General features: G+C 51.1%; 17 protein-coding genes and 1 riboswitch. Of the genes, 15 read left to right on the forward strand and 2 right to left on the reverse strand.

The features are described from left to right. Positions 1-66 precede the first annotated feature (66 nt). Positions 67-924: an AraC family transcriptional regulator gene (locus tag BLW29_RS24545; RefSeq protein WP_090984587.1), complete on the reverse strand. Its 858-nt coding sequence runs from the start codon at positions 922-924 to the stop codon at positions 67-69. 214 nt (positions 925-1138) lie between these two features. Between BLW29_RS24545 and BLW29_RS24550 the strand changes: the two genes are divergently transcribed. The 4 genes from BLW29_RS24550 (at position 1139) to BLW29_RS24565 (ending at position 5650) form a co-directional block, all read left to right on the forward strand. Continuing rightward, the gene (locus BLW29_RS24550) at positions 1139-2314 is read left to right on the forward strand and encodes a galactokinase (protein ID WP_090984589.1); all 1176 of its coding nucleotides are present in this window, start codon (positions 1139-1141) and stop codon (positions 2312-2314) included. A 49-nt stretch (positions 2315-2363) separates the two neighbouring features. Beyond that, entirely contained in the window at positions 2364-3353 is a 990-nt protein-coding gene (galE, locus tag BLW29_RS24555; RefSeq protein WP_090984591.1) for a UDP-glucose 4-epimerase GalE, read from the forward strand. 42 nt (positions 3354-3395) lie between these two features. After that, positions 3396-5006, forward strand: coding sequence for a UDP-glucose--hexose-1-phosphate uridylyltransferase (locus BLW29_RS24560; RefSeq protein ID WP_090984593.1), 1611 nt, complete (start codon positions 3396-3398; stop codon positions 5004-5006). A gap of 185 nt (positions 5007-5191) precedes the next feature. Beyond that, the gene (locus tag BLW29_RS24565; RefSeq protein ID WP_090984594.1) at positions 5192-5650 is read left to right on the forward strand and encodes a hypothetical protein; all 459 of its coding nucleotides are present in this window, start codon (positions 5192-5194) and stop codon (positions 5648-5650) included. A gap of 65 nt (positions 5651-5715) precedes the next feature. Here the strand turns inward: BLW29_RS24565 and BLW29_RS24570 are convergent, their stop codons facing one another. Then, a complete protein-coding gene (locus BLW29_RS24570) occupies positions 5716-5943 on the reverse strand; it encodes a DUF1128 domain-containing protein (protein WP_090984596.1) in 228 nt (75 codons plus the stop codon). A 104-nt stretch (positions 5944-6047) separates the two neighbouring features. Here BLW29_RS24570 and BLW29_RS24575 point away from each other — a divergent pair, with 104 nt between their 5' ends. The 11 genes from BLW29_RS24575 to BLW29_RS24625 all read left to right on the forward strand — a co-directional run bounded on the left by BLW29_RS24575 (position 6048) and on the right by BLW29_RS24625 (position 16394). Then, positions 6048-6677, forward strand: a complete 630-nt coding sequence (locus BLW29_RS24575) for a hypothetical protein (protein WP_090984598.1) — start codon at positions 6048-6050, stop codon at positions 6675-6677. A gap of 84 nt (positions 6678-6761) precedes the next feature. Continuing rightward, positions 6762-7520, forward strand: a complete 759-nt coding sequence (locus tag BLW29_RS24580; RefSeq protein WP_090984600.1) for a sugar phosphate isomerase/epimerase family protein — start codon at positions 6762-6764, stop codon at positions 7518-7520. A gap of 82 nt (positions 7521-7602) precedes the next feature. After that, positions 7603-8751: a Gfo/Idh/MocA family protein gene (locus BLW29_RS24585; protein WP_090984602.1), complete on the forward strand. Its 1149-nt coding sequence runs from the start codon at positions 7603-7605 to the stop codon at positions 8749-8751. An 18-nt stretch (positions 8752-8769) separates the two neighbouring features. Further along, a complete protein-coding gene (locus BLW29_RS24590) occupies positions 8770-9354 on the forward strand; it encodes a GNAT family N-acetyltransferase (protein ID WP_090984604.1) in 585 nt (194 codons plus the stop codon). Between the two features lie 97 nt (positions 9355-9451). Continuing rightward, the gene (yyaC, locus tag BLW29_RS24595) at positions 9452-9997 is read left to right on the forward strand and encodes a spore protease YyaC (protein ID WP_090984605.1); all 546 of its coding nucleotides are present in this window, start codon (positions 9452-9454) and stop codon (positions 9995-9997) included. A 27-nt stretch (positions 9998-10024) separates the two neighbouring features. Further along, positions 10025-10864 (forward strand): alpha/beta fold hydrolase, encoded by an 840-nt coding sequence (locus BLW29_RS24600; RefSeq protein WP_090984607.1) that lies wholly within the window; start codon positions 10025-10027, stop codon positions 10862-10864. Positions 10865-10898: 34 nt separating this feature from the next. Then, a complete protein-coding gene (locus tag BLW29_RS24605; protein WP_090984609.1) occupies positions 10899-11555 on the forward strand; it encodes a DUF6483 family protein in 657 nt (218 codons plus the stop codon). A 17-nt stretch (positions 11556-11572) separates the two neighbouring features. After that, positions 11573-12766: a class I SAM-dependent methyltransferase gene (locus tag BLW29_RS24610; protein ID WP_090984611.1), complete on the forward strand. Its 1194-nt coding sequence runs from the start codon at positions 11573-11575 to the stop codon at positions 12764-12766. 139 nt (positions 12767-12905) lie between these two features. Next, positions 12906-14576, forward strand: coding sequence for a histidine kinase N-terminal 7TM domain-containing diguanylate cyclase (locus tag BLW29_RS24615; RefSeq protein WP_143044458.1), 1671 nt, complete (start codon positions 12906-12908; stop codon positions 14574-14576). A 12-nt stretch (positions 14577-14588) separates the two neighbouring features. Next, on the forward strand, positions 14589-15275 hold the full coding sequence (locus tag BLW29_RS24620) for a GGDEF domain-containing protein (RefSeq protein WP_090984615.1): 687 nt from the start codon (positions 14589-14591) through the stop codon (positions 15273-15275). Positions 15276-15311: 36 nt separating this feature from the next. Next, positions 15312-16394, forward strand: a complete 1083-nt coding sequence (locus BLW29_RS24625; RefSeq protein ID WP_090984617.1) for an HD-GYP domain-containing protein — start codon at positions 15312-15314, stop codon at positions 16392-16394. 31 nt (positions 16395-16425) lie between these two features. Beyond that, positions 16426-16529, forward strand: a riboswitch (cyclic di-GMP riboswitch). The last annotated feature ends 13 nt before the right edge of the window (positions 16530-16542 follow it).

The following is a 16542-nucleotide window of genomic DNA, read 5'->3' on the forward strand; positions in this document are numbered from 1 at the left end:
GCGTCTAATCAGCGGCGACAATCGCGTCTAGCAGCAAGCTGCATTCGCGCCAAGCCGCGAACCGCGCTATAGCCGCCGCATCGCTTCGCGATAGGCCGTCGGCGACTGCCCATAGAAGCGGCGGAATTGCTTCGAGAAGTACAGCGCGTCCTGGAAACCGACGGACGCCGCGATCTGCTCGATCGTCAGCTCGAGGCGCTCGCGCAGCAGCAAATGCGCTTTGTCGATGCGCAGCTTCAGCAGAAACGTGACGGGTGTAATGCCCGTCTGCTGCTTGAAGATGCGCGACAAATAAGCGCGATTGTAGCCGAGCGCATCGGCCATATGCTCGATCGAGATCGGCTCGGCGTACTGCGTCGACAGATACCGGATGACGTCGCCGGTTAACGCTTCGCTGTCTTGCCCGCGCTGCGCCGCGCCGGATCCCGTATCGGGCAGAGCCGCGCCGAACTCCGCGAATAACAAGTACAAGTAACCGACTGCGCGCAGATGCGCCGCCCCACCGCCAAGGCGGAAGGTTCGCTGGATGCTGCGGAACAACACGCCTACGCGCGGATTGCCTCCCGTATCGACGATCGGCATCGCCGAATCGAGACCGGCGCCGCCCACCAGCTGCTCCGCGAGCCGGCCTTCAAACGCAATCCAGCGATACCGCCACGGATCGGCTTCGCTGGATGCGTAACTGATCAGCTGCCCGGGCGGGATAAGAAAGGTCTGCCCGGCTCGCAGTTCATATTGTCCGCCGGCATAAGCGAAGGTGCCGGCGCCGGACAGGATATGATGCATCAAATAAAAATCATAGACTTTAGGCCCGATCAGATGATCGGGCTTTGTCTGGCTTTCCCCCGAGAATAATACATATAAATCACCATGTTCGTTAGGAACCGGATTGGACAGAACCGTATAGGTAGGCTGCAGCGACATCGTGCTGAAACACCTCCATTTTTCATGTGAATAGCTTGTAAATAACCTGTAAATAGCTTACAGCTATTGTAACACAGCATGCTCATTAATATCGTTAACAGGTCACAAAATTCCATGTGAAGTTCACATCAAGCCATTTTGTTCCGCTAGCTATTCCGCTATACTAAACCTATAAAACAAACAAATATAATCCAAGAAAGCGGTGTAGCACACAATGGCGAACATCCATGAATTGACTGAGCGGTTTCTGAACACATACGGCAAGGAGTCGACAGAGCAAATCGCAGTATTCCACGCACCGGGCCGCGTCAATTTGATCGGCGAGCATACGGACTACAATGGCGGCTACGTTTTTCCGGCTGCACTGACCTTCGGAACTACACTGCTTATTCGCAAACGCGCGGATCAACAGCTTGGACTTGCTTCCACCAACTTCGATCTTCATAAACATATTCCGATTTCGCCGATCGTCCATGACGAAGCGGATGACTGGATGAACTACCCCAAGGGCATTGTGAACGAGCTGGAGCAGCGCGGCATCACGTTCAGCCAAGGATTCGATCTCTTGTTCCATGGTGAAATTCCGAACGGTGCAGGCTTGTCATCCTCGGCATCCATTGAAGTGGTAACGGCTTATGCTCTGCTCACTATGGCAGGTCATGTAACGGACACCGTCCAAATCGCACGCCTGGCACAGAAGTCCGAGAATGAATTCAATGGTGTGCAATGCGGCATCATGGATCAATTCGCAGTTGCGAACGGCAAGAGGGATCATGCGATTCTGCTTATGTGCGACACGCTTGAATTTGAATTGATTCCGTTTAAATCCGGCGATTACCAGATCGTCATCGGCAATACAAACAAACGACGCGGGCTGGTGGACTCCAAGTATAATGAGCGCCGCAGCCAGTGCAATCAAGCGGTTGAGGATCTGAAGGCAGCATTCCCTGAGCTCACGCTGCTCGGTCAGCTTTCCTTGGAGCAATTCCAAGCCAACCAGCACCTCATTCAAGATGAAATCGTGCTTAAGCGTGCGAAGCATGTCGTGGAAGAAATCGACCGCGTGCTTCAATCGATGAAAGTGCTCAAAGAAAATGATCTGCAAGCTTTCGGGCAATTAATGAACGCCTCTCACGATTCGCTTCGCGACCTGTACGAAGTAACAGGAGACGAACTGGATACAATGGTTGCTGCGGCCCGCACCGTTGATGGCGTACTCGGCTCACGTATGACAGGCGCAGGCTTTGGCGGCTGCACCGTATCCCTTGTTCATAAAGACAGCGTAGAGACGTTCAAGGCTGAGGTTGGACGCATCTATACAGAAGCTACCGGGCTAGTACCTGACTTCTACGTATGCACCATCGGCAACGGAGTCGAACAACAACAATAATCATCATCATAACCACCATCATTACACAGATATAGAGGAGGAGAGAACTATGGCAGTTCTAGTAACAGGAGGCGCAGGATACATCGGGTCGCACGCGGTGGCGGCTTTGCATGAACGCGGCGAGGAAATTGTAATCATCGATAATTTGCAGCAGGGTCATAAGGAAGCGGTGCTTGGCGGTAAATTGTATGTAGGGGATCTGCGTGACGGCGATTTCCTGGACACGGTATTCGGCGAGAATGCGATTGATGCCGTCATCCATTTTGCGGCAAACTCGCTCGTTGGCGAGAGCATGAAGGATCCCGGCAAGTACTACCATAACAATGTCTACGGCACACTATGCTTGCTTGAGAAAATGAACCAATACGGCGTGAAGAGAATCGTGTTCTCGTCAACCGCAGCTACCTACGGCGAACCGGAGAACATTCCGATTCACGAGGAGGATCGTACGCTGCCGACCAATACGTACGGCGAAACGAAGCTGTCGATGGAGAAAATGATGAAGTGGTTCGATACCGCTTATGACATGAAATATGTGTCGCTGCGTTATTTCAACGCTGCAGGCGCGCATGCTAGCGGCCGAATCGGCGAAGATCATAATCCGGAGACGCACTTAGTGCCGCTCGTGCTCCAAACAGCGCTTGGCCAGCGCAGCCATATCTCGATTTTCGGTGACGACTATGCGACCGAAGACGGTACTTGCGTACGAGATTACATCCACGTTAGCGATCTGGCAGACGCGCATGTCCTTGCCGTAGAACGGCTGCGTAAAGGCGGAGACAGCGCGATCTACAACCTCGGCAACGGAACAGGCTTCTCCGTGAAGCAGGTCATCGATATCGCTCGTCAAGTGACAGGCCGCGACATTCCGGCTGTCATGGAGACACGCCGCGCCGGCGACCCGGCAGTGCTTGTTGCTTCTTCGGACCGGGCACGCCAAGAGCTCGGCTGGAACCCTTCCCGCAACAAGCTGGAAGACATCATTGGCAGCGCATGGGCTTGGCATCAGGCCAATCCAAGCGGCTACAACAAAAACTAGTACGTACGCGTGTCGCGAGAGCGAGCGAGAGGAGTAAGTCCAATGACTGACCATCAGCATCAGCATCAACAACAACATCCATCCAACACGAGCGCGGAAACCGTGCTCCTTCATATAGAACGGCTTGTGCAATTTGCGGTGCAGCGCGGAATGATCGAGCCTCCGCTGGATGTCTATGCATCCCGTAATGCGCTGCTTGAACTATTCGGGTTTAACGAAGCGTATGAAGGCGTCGTCCCGGAGGAACGGCTGGAGAGCGCCGTACCGCTGCTTGAACCTCTGCTGGACTACGGAGCTTCGATCGGATTGATTGCAGACAATACAACCACTTTCCGCGATCTGCTGGATGCGCGTATTATGGGACTGCTCATGCCGCGTCCCTCGGAAGCGGCTGCGAAGTTTCGCCGGACAGCTGAGAACGAAGGGGTTAGCAAAGCAACCGATGAGTTCTACCGACTGAGCATCGATTCCAACTATATTCGGATGGATCGCATCGCGAAGAATCAATATTGGGAGCAGCCGACGGCATACGGCAGCTTGGAGATCACCATCAATCTCTCCAAGCCGGAGAAGGATCCGCGGGAGATTGCGTTACTAAAGTCGCTCGCGCCTGTCAAAAGCAACTATCCCAAATGTCTGCTCTGCGCGGACAATGTAGGCTACGCCGGCCGAGCAGACCATCCTGCGCGTCAGAATCTGCGTATTGTGCCGCTTGAGCTGCAAGGCGAGACGTGGTACTTCCAATACTCGCCGTATGTGTATTACAACGAGCACAGTATCGTATTCCACAGCAAGCATGTCCCGATGCGCATTTCGTCGCTCACGTTTGCACGGCTGCTGGATTTCGTTGAAGCCGTTCCGCATTACTTTATCGGCTCCAATGCAGACCTGCCGATTGTAGGCGGCTCCATCCTGAATCATGATCATTTCCAAGCTGGTCGTCATGTCTTCCCAATGGAAACAGCAGCTGTCGAGCAAGTATTTGCTCATCCGCAAGGGGATGGCGTAACTTACAGCACCGTAGCTTGGCCAATGTCGGTCGTTCGACTGAACGGAACGGACAAAGAAGCAGTGCTGCGCGCTGCAGGCAGCATGCTGGATGCATGGCGTGCATACAGCGATACGGAGGCGGATATCCTCGCATTCTCCGAGAAGAATGGCGAGCAGGTACCACATAATACGATTACGCCAATCGCCAGACTGCGTGATAACGGCGAATACGAGCTCGATCTGGTGCTGCGCAACAACCGTACAAGCGAAGAGCATCCGGACGGCATTTTCCACCCTCATCAGCATTTGCATCATATTAAGAAAGAGAATATCGGTCTCATCGAGGTCATGGGACTCGCGGTACTCCCGGGCCGGCTCAGTGCCGAATTGGAAGAAATCTCGCACATCCTAACCGGAGAGCAAGCGTTTGATCAAGCCTCCCATGTCGGCGGCTCGCTTGAGAAACACGCGGAGTGGATTGCATCCATCGTGCAGACGCATGGATCGTCGCATACAGCGGAGCAAGCAGAGGCACTTCTTCGCGATGAAGTCGGACGCAAGTTCCTTGAAGTACTTATGGATGCAGGGGTCTTCAAGCGTACGGCTCAAGGCGCGGAAGCTTTTGCGCGATTCCTTTTCTCACTTGGCTTAAACCGAGTTTAATCGACAAATGCCCATTACTTGTGACAGAAGAGGTGGGCTTTTTCTATTCCCAAGTGGTGAGAAATTGATAATTTATGAACAAATAATTATATTATTTGTAATAATTATAGAAATTGAAGAGGGATATCGGTAGTTATGGCGAAAAAATATATAGTAATCGTATTTCAAAGTCAGGGGGATGTTTAATGCCGCTTCCAATTATTCCTATTGATGAATTTCTGGCGTTGTCGACAGATGATCAAGTCGAGAAGCTGAAGCAGTGGAAAATGGACTATACGCTTAAGGATATTCGTGAAGCGTGGGGGTTCAAGCATTCGGCTCAGTATTACATGCTGCTGAAGAAGCTGCGCATCTACGAGCGTGTCGTGAACAAGTCAGACAAATTCTCACCAGAGCAAATTCTAACATCCAGAACAGGCCCAGAGGCATATACTGCAGGCGTTTATACGTATAGTGAAAGATCCGTTCCGGCCGATCAATTCGGTTATGAGCTGAATGTAACACTGAGTGGCCCAGAGCTCGCAGATAAGCTGGAGCGTCTGGCCCATTTTCTGAAAGGCGAGCATAAAGCGGTTTCCATCAAGCTCTCCATCTCGGCATCCAAGGCGGTACAAGCTGGCAATGATGAGAGCGCAGACATCTAGTTTCATACATAAGGGAAAAATAAGAAAAACCGAGCGCGTCCCGTCTCGGTTTTTCGATTTGACTCCTATTTCTCTCTAAGCTGGCCAAGCTCGGAAACGATGGCTTCCACTTCACTGATGCTGAATTTATCTTTGCTCGCGACAATATCGTAGATATCCTTCAAATCCTCGTACCGCTCTAAGCTGAAATTATTCGCTTGCATGGCTGCGCCTGAAGCCATGCGCAGCTTATTCTTTATGGTATCAATCATAAACGCGACGTTGTCTTGGGTTGCTTCCGATAAGTTGCTCATTGGTTGATAACTCCTCTCCATACAGGTCTGTGCTCGTATTGTAACATGCCTCACAGCGTACATGCTACGCCTAATAAGCCGTTTTCAAAGAGTGGAGGATATGGATGAAGATACGTTTATTGCATAAACAAGTTGATACTGAGCAATGCCCGCTATTATATGAAACGAGCTTCGAGCATGAACAAGAGCTGGATAATTGGCGGATTTGCAGCGGAGAGTGGTGGGTCGAGGACGGCTGGCTGCAGGGCAGGAATCCGCTGAATGCACCGGGCGTGCTGCTGAGCAAGCAGGATTATCCCGGCAATGTGCTGGTGGAATTTGAAGGCCGCACGGTTCTGCCGAGTACGCATGATATCAATCTGATGTGGAATACGAGCTGGGATGAGGAGAAGAACATGCGCGGCGCCGCTTACGTCGCCGGACTTCAAGGCTGGTGGGAAGGTAAAATCGGCCTCGAGAAGTCTCCCGAATATAAATTGAATGCAGCTACGCCGTTGTTCGATTTTGAGCCTGGACGTATTTACCGTATTCAAGCCGGCAGTATCGACGGACATTGTTTCGTCTGTGTGGACGGCAAGCTGCTGCTTGAGCTGACCGATTATGATCCGATCGATTCGCAGCTCCACACGAAGGTTGGATTCGAAGCTTACGCAAGCTTCATTCAAATCCGCAATGTACGGATCAGATCAATAGAATGGCAGCCGCTGGTTCGTTCATATCCTGCTGAATTTTGAGAGAAGAAGTCAATAAACAGCAACGAAGCTGCTTTATAATCAGAATAGGATCAAACACCTACCAAACGGAGGATTAACTTGACTATGACTTCACCTAAACTGGGTTTAATCGGCATTATGCATGAAGAAATGAAAGCGGATTTATGGGGGACACTTCGCCGAATCGCGGATATCGGCTATCAAGGAATTGAGGGAGCGGAGCTGCTGCTTCCGGGCGATACAGCGGAGAATGTACGTCGGTTCCAAGATCTCGGGCTTCATGCCATCACGCTGAGTGCCAGCCGTGAAACACTGCGCGGTGAGCTGGATACGATTATTACGAATGCCAAAGCGGTACAAACCTCCCATGTATCCGTGTGGTGGGGGCCGTGTAATTCCAAAGAACAGCTGCTTCAAGACGCCGAGCTGTACAATGCTGCCGGCGCGAGGCTGGCTGAGGAAGGCATAAAGCTGTTGTACCACAATCATGAGCATGAATTTCTGACCTCCTTTAACGGCGTGTCGGCGATGGATATTCTCGTGGAGTACACCGATCCCCAATCGGTATTCTTCGAAATGGACATTGCCTGGATTACGATGGGCAAAGCGGATCCCGTACAAGTGCTGGGCTGGATGGCCGGACGCGTTCCCTCCATTCACATCAAGGATGTGTTCAGCACAAGCGAGAAAGGTCACTGGACCGCAGTCGGAACAGGCGTTGTCAACATTAGCGATTCCATTCGCGCAGCCCGTGAAATCGGCGTGGATTGGATGGTCGTGGAGCAGGATAATCTGCGCAATCTGACTCCGATGGAAACCATCACGGCAAGCTACTTGAATTTGAAAGAAGCAGGCTTGATCTAATACGGCAAACAGAACGATTGTTTCGGGGAACTGAGACAATCGTTTTCTTTATAAGAATCTAACATGCGGAGGCGGCTGGAAGATGACGATTAAAGTAGGTATCGTGGGCGCTAGAGGACTTAGTACACTGCAAGGATTTCGGTGCATCCCGGATACTGAGGTAGTAGCGCTTTGCGATTTGGACGGCGATTATGTGAAAGAAGCTGCAGCGAAGAATGGGATTCCTCGGACCTACCGCGTATTCGAGGATATGCTGGAGTCGGATATTGATGTCGTTGTTGTTTCGACGCCTATGCAGCTGCATGTCCCGCAAACGATTGCTGCCTTGCAAGCAGGCAAGCATGTGTTAAGCGAAGTGACGGCAGGCGTTACGATGGACGAATTGTGGTGGCTGAAGGAAACCGTGGAGTCAACGAATAAGGTGTATATGATGGCAGAGAATTACTGCTACATCCCGCAAAATCAACAGATCTTGAATATGGTGAAGCAAGGGTTGTTCGGTGATGTTTATTTCGGAGAAGGCGAGTACTTGCATGACATTCGTAGTCTTGCCACACGGTTCAACCGTGAAGGCGCAGCAGGAGGTTCGAAACCGACTTGGCGCAACTATTGGCAGCTTGGTAAACGAGGCGCTTATTATCCGACGCACAGTCTTGGACCGGTGATGCAGTGGTTTCAGGGAGATCGCATTCGTTCCGTATCCTGCTTCGGAACAGGCTGGCATACCGATAAACGTTTTCGCCAAGAGGATACGTCCGTTACGATGTGCCAGATGGAAAGCGGGAAGCTGATTAAGCTGCGGATTGACTGCATTTCGAAGCGTCCGCACAATATGAGCTATTACACGCTGCAAGGGACGCAAGGCAGCTTCGAGGCGCCTCGTGGACTCGGCGATACGCACAAGATTTGGCTCGAGAGCATGGGAGATCCGGAGGATCATGCAGCTTGGCGGCCGCTCAGCGATTACAACGACTATTTGCCTGAGCGTTATAAGAATGTGACTGAAGAGCAGAAGGCAGCAGGCCACTGGGGCGGCGATTATTTTATCGTGGAAGACTTTGTTGAAGCGGTGAAGGGGAATCGCAAGTCTGCTATCGATGTCTATGATGCTTGCGAATGGACGGCAGTTGCGCTCTTATCGGAGTTATCCATCATGAACGGCGGACGGACGATCGACATGCCGAATTTCAAGACAAGCTCATCCTTCAAGGATCAGATCATTAAACTTTAATAAAGGAGCAATCAATCTATGAGCGAACAACAGCATTCATCTCAATTGTTTATGGTTAGAGAGGATATTTCCACCTTGCCCGCACTTACGCTTCCCGCCGGATATGGCGTACGCAGCCTGCAGCCTGGAGATGAGAAAGCTTGGGAGCATATCATTAACGACTCCTTCGGAGGGAACCATCCATTCGATAGAGAGATGGCATCCGACGAGCCGTATACGCCGGAGCGGGTATGGTTCATTACAGATGAACAGGATGTACCGATTGCGACTGCTTCCGCATGGTTCCGCCCCCAATTCGGTGAATCGACAGGCTACTTGCATATGGTAGGTCTCCTCCAATCGCAAGGAGGGAAGAAGCTGGGGCTGTATGTCAGCCTGGCAGCACTGCTGCATATGGCGCGAGAAGGCTTTACGCGAGCGGTGCTGAACACGGATGATTACCGCATCCCTGCCGTCAAGACGTACTTGAATCTCGGGTTCGTACCTGTCTGTACAGACAGTGGACATCATGCTCGCTGGCAAGCTCTGGCGAACAAGCTGAATTGTTCGATAGACGTTATTCAGTTGGATGGTACGCCGCTGGTTCTTGAACCTCACTCTTAAAAAGCGAGAATGCCTCATTGCATTGAGAAGGGAGATTTGAAGAGGGAGCCGCATTTCGTTACAATGAAGTCAGCAATGTTCGAAGGAGTCGTTCATCATGGGAAGTCGGGCGAAAGCGCGCAGACATCGAAATGAAGACCCGGTTGTCCGGGAGCGCGCAGGCATCGACGGGACCAGGGCCATGCTGCGGGAAGCGGCAGTAACACAGCCTGACCAATCAAAGGTTCTCTTCGTATGCATCGGAACGGATTGCTCTACAGGCGATTCGTTCGGTCCTTGGGTGGGCACGATGCTGAAGGAGGCTGGCTGGCCGAATGTGATCGGAACTTTGGAGCATCCCTGCGATGCGGATCACTATGAAAGGCTCGTTGCCGACATTCCGTCATTTATGACGGTGGTTGCTATAGATGCTTGCTTGGGTAAGAAAAATGAGGAGCCCTGTTATATGATTGGGAGAGGACCGTTGTTCCCGGCGCAGGCAGTCGGCAAGCGATTGCCGCCGATCGGCGATTACAGCATTGCCGGAATCGTGGCGCCGCACAGCGTGAAACCTTATTGGGTGCTGCAGCACGCTTCCTTATTCGAAGTGATGGGAATGGCTCGCAATCTCTCGGATACAATAAATGAGGTATGGACGCTATAAGAATGGAATGAGAAGGGAAGAAGCCAAATGACGAAAAAGCAGCTTTCTCTGGCGAATAACGCCTTTCAGTTACCGAATGGTCAAACGATTGCTTATTATGATTCCAAGCCGCAAGCCGGTGAATCGGTGGACGATACGGCGATCGTGCTCTTGCATGGCTTCTGCGGAAGCTCTGCCTATTGGGTAGAGGTAGTGTCCCAACTTTCTGCGCATGGGCGTGTTATTGCGCCGGATCTTCGGGGGCATGGCGGAAGTTCGGCACCGGATCATTCTCCCTACGAAATGGAGCAATTCGCAGAGGATCTGTTCGTTCTGGCGCGCGAGCTCGGCATCGAGCGCATCAGTTTATTCGGACACTCGCTCGGGGGCTATGTGTCGCTTGCATTCGCAGAGCGGCATCCGGAGCTGCTGAAGTCGTTTGCCCTCGTGCATTCTACTGCAAAGCCAGATGGCGAGGAAGCCAAGGGAAACCGGGATAAAGCGGCGAAAGCGCTGCTTGCTGATGGCGTTGGTCCATTTGTAGAGGGACTGGTTCCGAAGCTGTTTGCCCCTGATCATAAAGAAACGATGGCAGCGGCTATAACGGATATGATCGAGATCGGACGAGGGACTTCGGCGGCCGGAGCGGCGGCGACAGCGCTCGGAATGAAGGCGCGTCCTGATCGGACCGGTGTGCTGGAACAATTAAACGTGCCGCGTCTACTCATTGCGGGATCGGAGGATGGAGTCATCGCCCCTGCGAACACGTTTACGGTGGATGGCCCGCATGTTACGCAAGCGCTTCTTGAAGGCTCCGGTCATATGAGCATGATAGAGGCTCCGGAGCAGCTGGTTGAAGAAATGGTCGCGTTTTTGAAGTCGCTTTAAGCGGCAAGCATGAAGTGGAGAGGGGATGCGACCATTGTTTCAAAGGGATTATTTTATGCGGATGATCGAGCAGATGAGTGAAGTAGTCGGCCAAGTAATGGGGCTGAGGCAGCAGCGCAAGCAAGAGGAGGCGCTGCTTGTCATTGATGAGCTGCTAGATCGGCAATTTCGGATGAATGGGAAGCTGATTCGTCAGCTGTCGGATGCAGATCTGGTCCGCATGATGACGACGAACGGGATCGTAGAAACCGCGAACCTGCATGCGGTGGCGCTTCTGATCAAGGAAGAAGGCGAAATTCTTACCGAGCTTGGCCGGCAGGAGCAGGGGTATCCGCTGCAGCTGAAGGCCTTTCATCTCTTCATGAGGTTAGCTATTCTGGATGCGCCGGCGATGCTGCGCACGCCTTCGGAAGAAGCGGCGGAGCTTGAAGCGAAGCTCGGTATCTATGAGCTTCCAAGAGAGACGAAGCTGTTGATATGGGAATGGCATGAAAGCGATGGACGCTATGATGAGGCCGAGAATGTGCTGCATGAGCTTTCGGAGGATGGCGCGGTAGAGGCGGAGGAAGCGATGGCGTTCTATCGCCGATTGCTGCTGCTGCCGGACGAGTCGCTCCTGCAAGGCGGCTTGCCTCGCGATGAGGTGAATGAAGGGTTAGAACGAATGAGGCAACAATTGACGCAAGCTTAGGAGCTGAACAGTAACAGATGGAAAGCAAGGAACAATGGCAATCGGATATCGAGCAGTGGGTGGGCAGCGGTCAGCTGCGGCAGGCGACCTTTAGCCAACTGCGCCGTAAGGACGGCCAAGTGCCGGCTAAGACGGTTATTCGTCCGATTGAACTCAAGGGAACGCTGCACTATCAATTTCAATATTACATCGACAATAAAGTGACGCATGAGAATGTGCCGCAATCGGACGCGGCGGATCGAATTACAGCTTGGCTGGAGCAGCATTACCGGCAGGCGTTGTTCAAGACGAATGACGCCGATGTACAGGTACTGTTCTCGAAGAAAGGCAAAGCTGCAATCGTTACTAAACCTGCTACAGCTAAAGCAGATTCGGAATCGCTATCGCATAATAGACAGAAGCAGCGCGTCGTTCAAGAGGGCGAAGCGGCTCCGTTCATGGTGGAGCTGGGCATTATGACCAAAGATGGTCAAGTAATTGCGAAGAAACAGGATAAGTTTCGTCAGATCAACCGGTTCTTAGAGATGGTGACAGATGTGCTGCCGCATTTGCCGGCTGATCGCGATATTACGATTGTGGACTTCGGCTGCGGCAAGTCCTATTTGACGTTTGCCCTCTATCATTTGCTTGCTGTGAAGCAGCAGCGAAGCATCTCGGTAGTCGGCCTTGATTTGAAGGCCGATGTCATCGCATTCTGCTCCGAGCTTGCACAGAAGCTCGGTTACGATAAATTGAAATTCCAGGTCGGAGATATTGCGCAGTATAAGGATCAATCCAAGGTGGATATGGTCGTTACGCTGCATGCTTGCGATACGGCGACGGACGCGGCTCTGGTGAAAGCAGTAGAGTGGGGAGCTTCCGTCATTCTGTCCGTCCCTTGCTGTCAGCATGAGCTGTTTCGGCAAATTCAGAACGACGCCATGGCGCCTCTTCTGACGCATGGCCTTCTTAAGGAAAGGTTCTCTGCGCTTGCGACGGATGCCATCCGCACGCAGCTCTTGGAAGTGCTGGGCTATCGCACGCAGCTGCTGGAATTTATCGACCCGGAGCATACGCCCAAAAACATGCTGATCCGAGCAGTCCGTACGGCGGGCTCTGCGGCTGATTCGGCGCGCAAATGGCAGGAGTATGTGGTCTTCCGCGACATGCTGCAGGTGAAACCTTACTTGGAGCAGGCGCTTGGCGATCGATTAAAGCAGGCACACAAATAATATTTTTTGTACATGTCAATAAAGGTAACAACTTTATTGTCGAATAAATAAACAGTATGGTAGAATGTAGTTACTTCTAAGTAGATTGTCCCACTTCTTTGATACGTCTAACAATTTGATTGTGATTTGGGTGAAGCGAATGGGACTAATGACAGGGCTGGACTTGAGCCTATTTCTTTTTTTGTTCACCATTTTCATCTATGTATTTGCATTTAATGTGATCACAACGCAGCATAAGGTCTATCTATTATTTCACTTCTTCATGATGATTTGGCCACTCGGTCAAGTCGGCATCCACACAACGGATCAACCACACCTCCAGATTATATACATTAATATTTCCTTTGTTGGTTTATCGATGCTTGGCTTTGGGTGGCTCCTGTTTACGAAATTTCTGGTGAACGTCAACTACAGGCCGAGTCGCCCCGCACTTGTATATATGATGCTCCCATCTGTTCTCATCTCGATTGGCGTGTTATGGAATCCGTGGAATGCCTTCGCTACGACGGTGGGTAATACGTATGACGAGAGGGTCTATGGGCCTATCTTCTGGGCGATGGTAGGTTTGTTAATTTCGTATTACGTATATACGGTACGGATCTTACTGAAGGCGTACCATTCACGGAAGCTTTCGCAGGATCGGGCACGAATCGCCAACGCGCTCACGGGAATATTTATTATGATGGCGTTTCCACTAATGGATTTAGTGGTAAACGTCATTCTTGATCCGTGGCTGCCGGTTATTCCCGGCCTTACGTCGCTTGGCATCGTGTTGTCTGATCTGTATTTCGTATTCTCCTTGAAGAAGCATCGTTCGCTCGACTTGATCAAGATCGCGCAGCAGGATGTGATGGATACGTTGTCTGTAGGCATTATCGTGCTGGATGAGCATGACAATGTCATTGAGATGAACCGGATCGTCAGTCCCCGTCTTCAGATTGTTATCGGCGAAACGCTCAATATGGAGGAACTGCTCACTTGGTGTAATATTGACAAAGTGAATGAAGAAGAGTTTCTGCACGCGTACAGGATGGACCCTTCGCAGCGAATTCAGACCGAAATCATGATCGAACAGGATAACGCCCACAAGCAGTACTTTTCCTTGCATGTCGGGCCAATCATTGTGAATAAAGGCAGAATCGGCAAGGTCATCACGTTTCAAGAAATTTCTGAGCTTAAGTCCCTGATCTTCAAGTCGCAGGAACAGTATGCTTCGATGCAAGAGCGCAACCGTGCGCTCATCTTTATGCAGGACGAGCTGTTTCAAGCGAATCGCAAGCTGGAACAGATGGCGATTACGGATAGTCTGACGGGCTGCTTCAACCGTAGATTTCTGATGCAGCAGCTGGAGCATGAGGTGCTGACGAATGTCCGTTACAAGATTCCGTTTGCGCTCTTATTATTCGATATCGATTTGTTCAAGCTCGTCAACGATACGTACGGTCATGTGATCGGTGACGAAGTCATTCGGAGAACGGCCGATGCCGTTCGTGGCGCATTGAGAAGAACAGATATATTGGCACGCTATGGCGGGGAAGAGTTTACGGTCTATTTGCCTCATACGAACAAAGAGCAAGCAGACATGCTCGCGCAGCGTATTCGTGAAGTTGTTCAGAACAACGAGATTGCCATAGGTCGCGGGCGCTCTCCGGTATCTGTAACAATCAGCATGGGAATGCTTGTGGTGGAAGAGCAGTCCGAGCTTCAGATCGAAGACGTCAAAGGTTATATTAAGGACTTGTTCTCGAGGGTGGATTCCGCCCTGTACAGAGCCAAAGACAATGGTCGTAATCGGGTAGTGAATTTATAAGGAGGACAGCGAATGTCGCGTAACGGACGTCTTACAGCGTGTGTGGCATCATGTGGAACAACACTAGCTACAGCGAGTCTATGCCTGCTTGCAAGTAAGACACCTACGCCGCTCGCTTATCTAATCGGTACCGCTGCATTTGCAGCGGCAGCCCTGCCTATCGGCTATTACTTAGGACTCAAATACGATCGATTGAAGGAAGCTTCCATTCTAGACAGCTTAACAGGATTGTATAATCGCAGGTTCATTGAATCCAATTTCAAGAAGCTGGCGACTAAAGCTAAGCGTAATCGTAAGAAAATGACGGTCATGCTGCTTGATGTCAATGATTTCAAAGAAGTCAACGACCGTATGGGCCATAGCCAAGGCGATACCGCACTTGCGCTAATTGCAAGAACACTTACGGAATGCGCAAACTACGGTGAAATTATCGGCCGCTGGGGCGGCGATGAATTCATCCTTATTTGTCCCTACGCAGATGACAAAGGTATTGACCGAATCGTAAAGCTCATTCACGAACAGCTCTATAGCATTTCATTGCGAACCGGATTACGATTGTCAGTTTCGGTTGGACATGCTTCGTTCCCGGAACACGGAATGGAAATTGGCCAGCTGCTGCAAGCTGCGGACAAACGAATGTACGCTGAGAAATATGTCCGTAAGGCGCAGTTGACCGAACCGGCAGCTTTACAAGCTTAATCCGGGAGCATGCGGTAAAGGCGGGAATAAACACCGATGAGAAAAGTTCACATCAACTCCGTTCAGCCGGGAGAAAAGTTAGCTCGCCCTATTTTGCAGGAGAATGGGAACATATTGCTTGGCGCCGGTGTGGAGTTAAATCAACGATTTATCGACAGATTGGTTGGTCTAGGCATCGACATGCTTTTCATTGATGATCCCCTGACAGAGGGTTTAGAGCCGACTACGGCTATTCAAGACAGCACGCGCAAAGCGGCATCGGATACGATTTTTAAGACGATGAATACGCTGATGGATCAACAAGTTACGAAAGGGCGAACGATTGCCCCTGAGCTTGGCCGCACCTTCCGTAAAGTATTCGGCGATATTATGCAGGATCTCATTAGACGTGAAGATGTGATGGTCAACTTGACGAACATTCACGTGGCGGACAGCTACTTGTTCCACCATTCCTTGAATGTCACGATACTTGCAGGAATTATGGGGCTAGCCAGAGGGTATAACCGAACGCAGCTCGAAGAGCTTGGCATGGGTGCGATGTTGTTCGATATCGGCATGACGCGACTGCCGAAAGAGATATTGACGAAGACGACTGCATTAACGCCAAGCGAACGGACGCTCATGGAGAAGCATACCGAGGATGGCTTCAACATCATTAGAGCACAGCATGATATTAGTTTACTCTCGGCACACTGCGCGCTGCAGCATCACGAGCGATATGACGGGTCAGGTTATCCGCGCAAGCTTAAGCGGGAGGCTATTCATGAATACGCTCAAATCGTGGCAATCGCCGATGTATACGATGCGCTTACTTCTTCAAGGCCTTATCGCAAACGCTATACGCCATCGGAAGCGATCGAGTTTTTGTTCGCTGCGGGAAATACCTATTTTGAATTAGATTTAATCAAAATTTTCTGTAAGCATATATCCATTTATCCGGTCGCAACAACGGTACTGCTCAGTTCAGGGCAAGTGGCCGTCGTTGCTTTGAATGACCCGCTCGCGGTTCATCGTCCAACGGTTCGGATCATCCGAGAGCCTGACGGAACAGCGCCTGCTGCAGCTTATCAGATCGACCTCAAAGACCAACATAAACTAATGATCGTGAAAGAACTGTAGGCAGGTTAGCTAGCTGCTGACAACTGCATATCATCGATACTGGCAAACTTACCGAAAGGTAAGGACGCAAAGTTAAAGGGTCTAAATGTCCGCTCTACTTGATGGAAGCGAACATATGACAGCCTGACTGCCGAAATGAACACCCGAG

Origin of the sequence: Paenibacillus sp. CF384 (genome assembly GCF_900106745.1) — a bacterium.
In the GTDB taxonomy this organism is placed as follows: domain Bacteria; phylum Bacillota; class Bacilli; order Paenibacillales; family Paenibacillaceae; genus Paenibacillus_Z.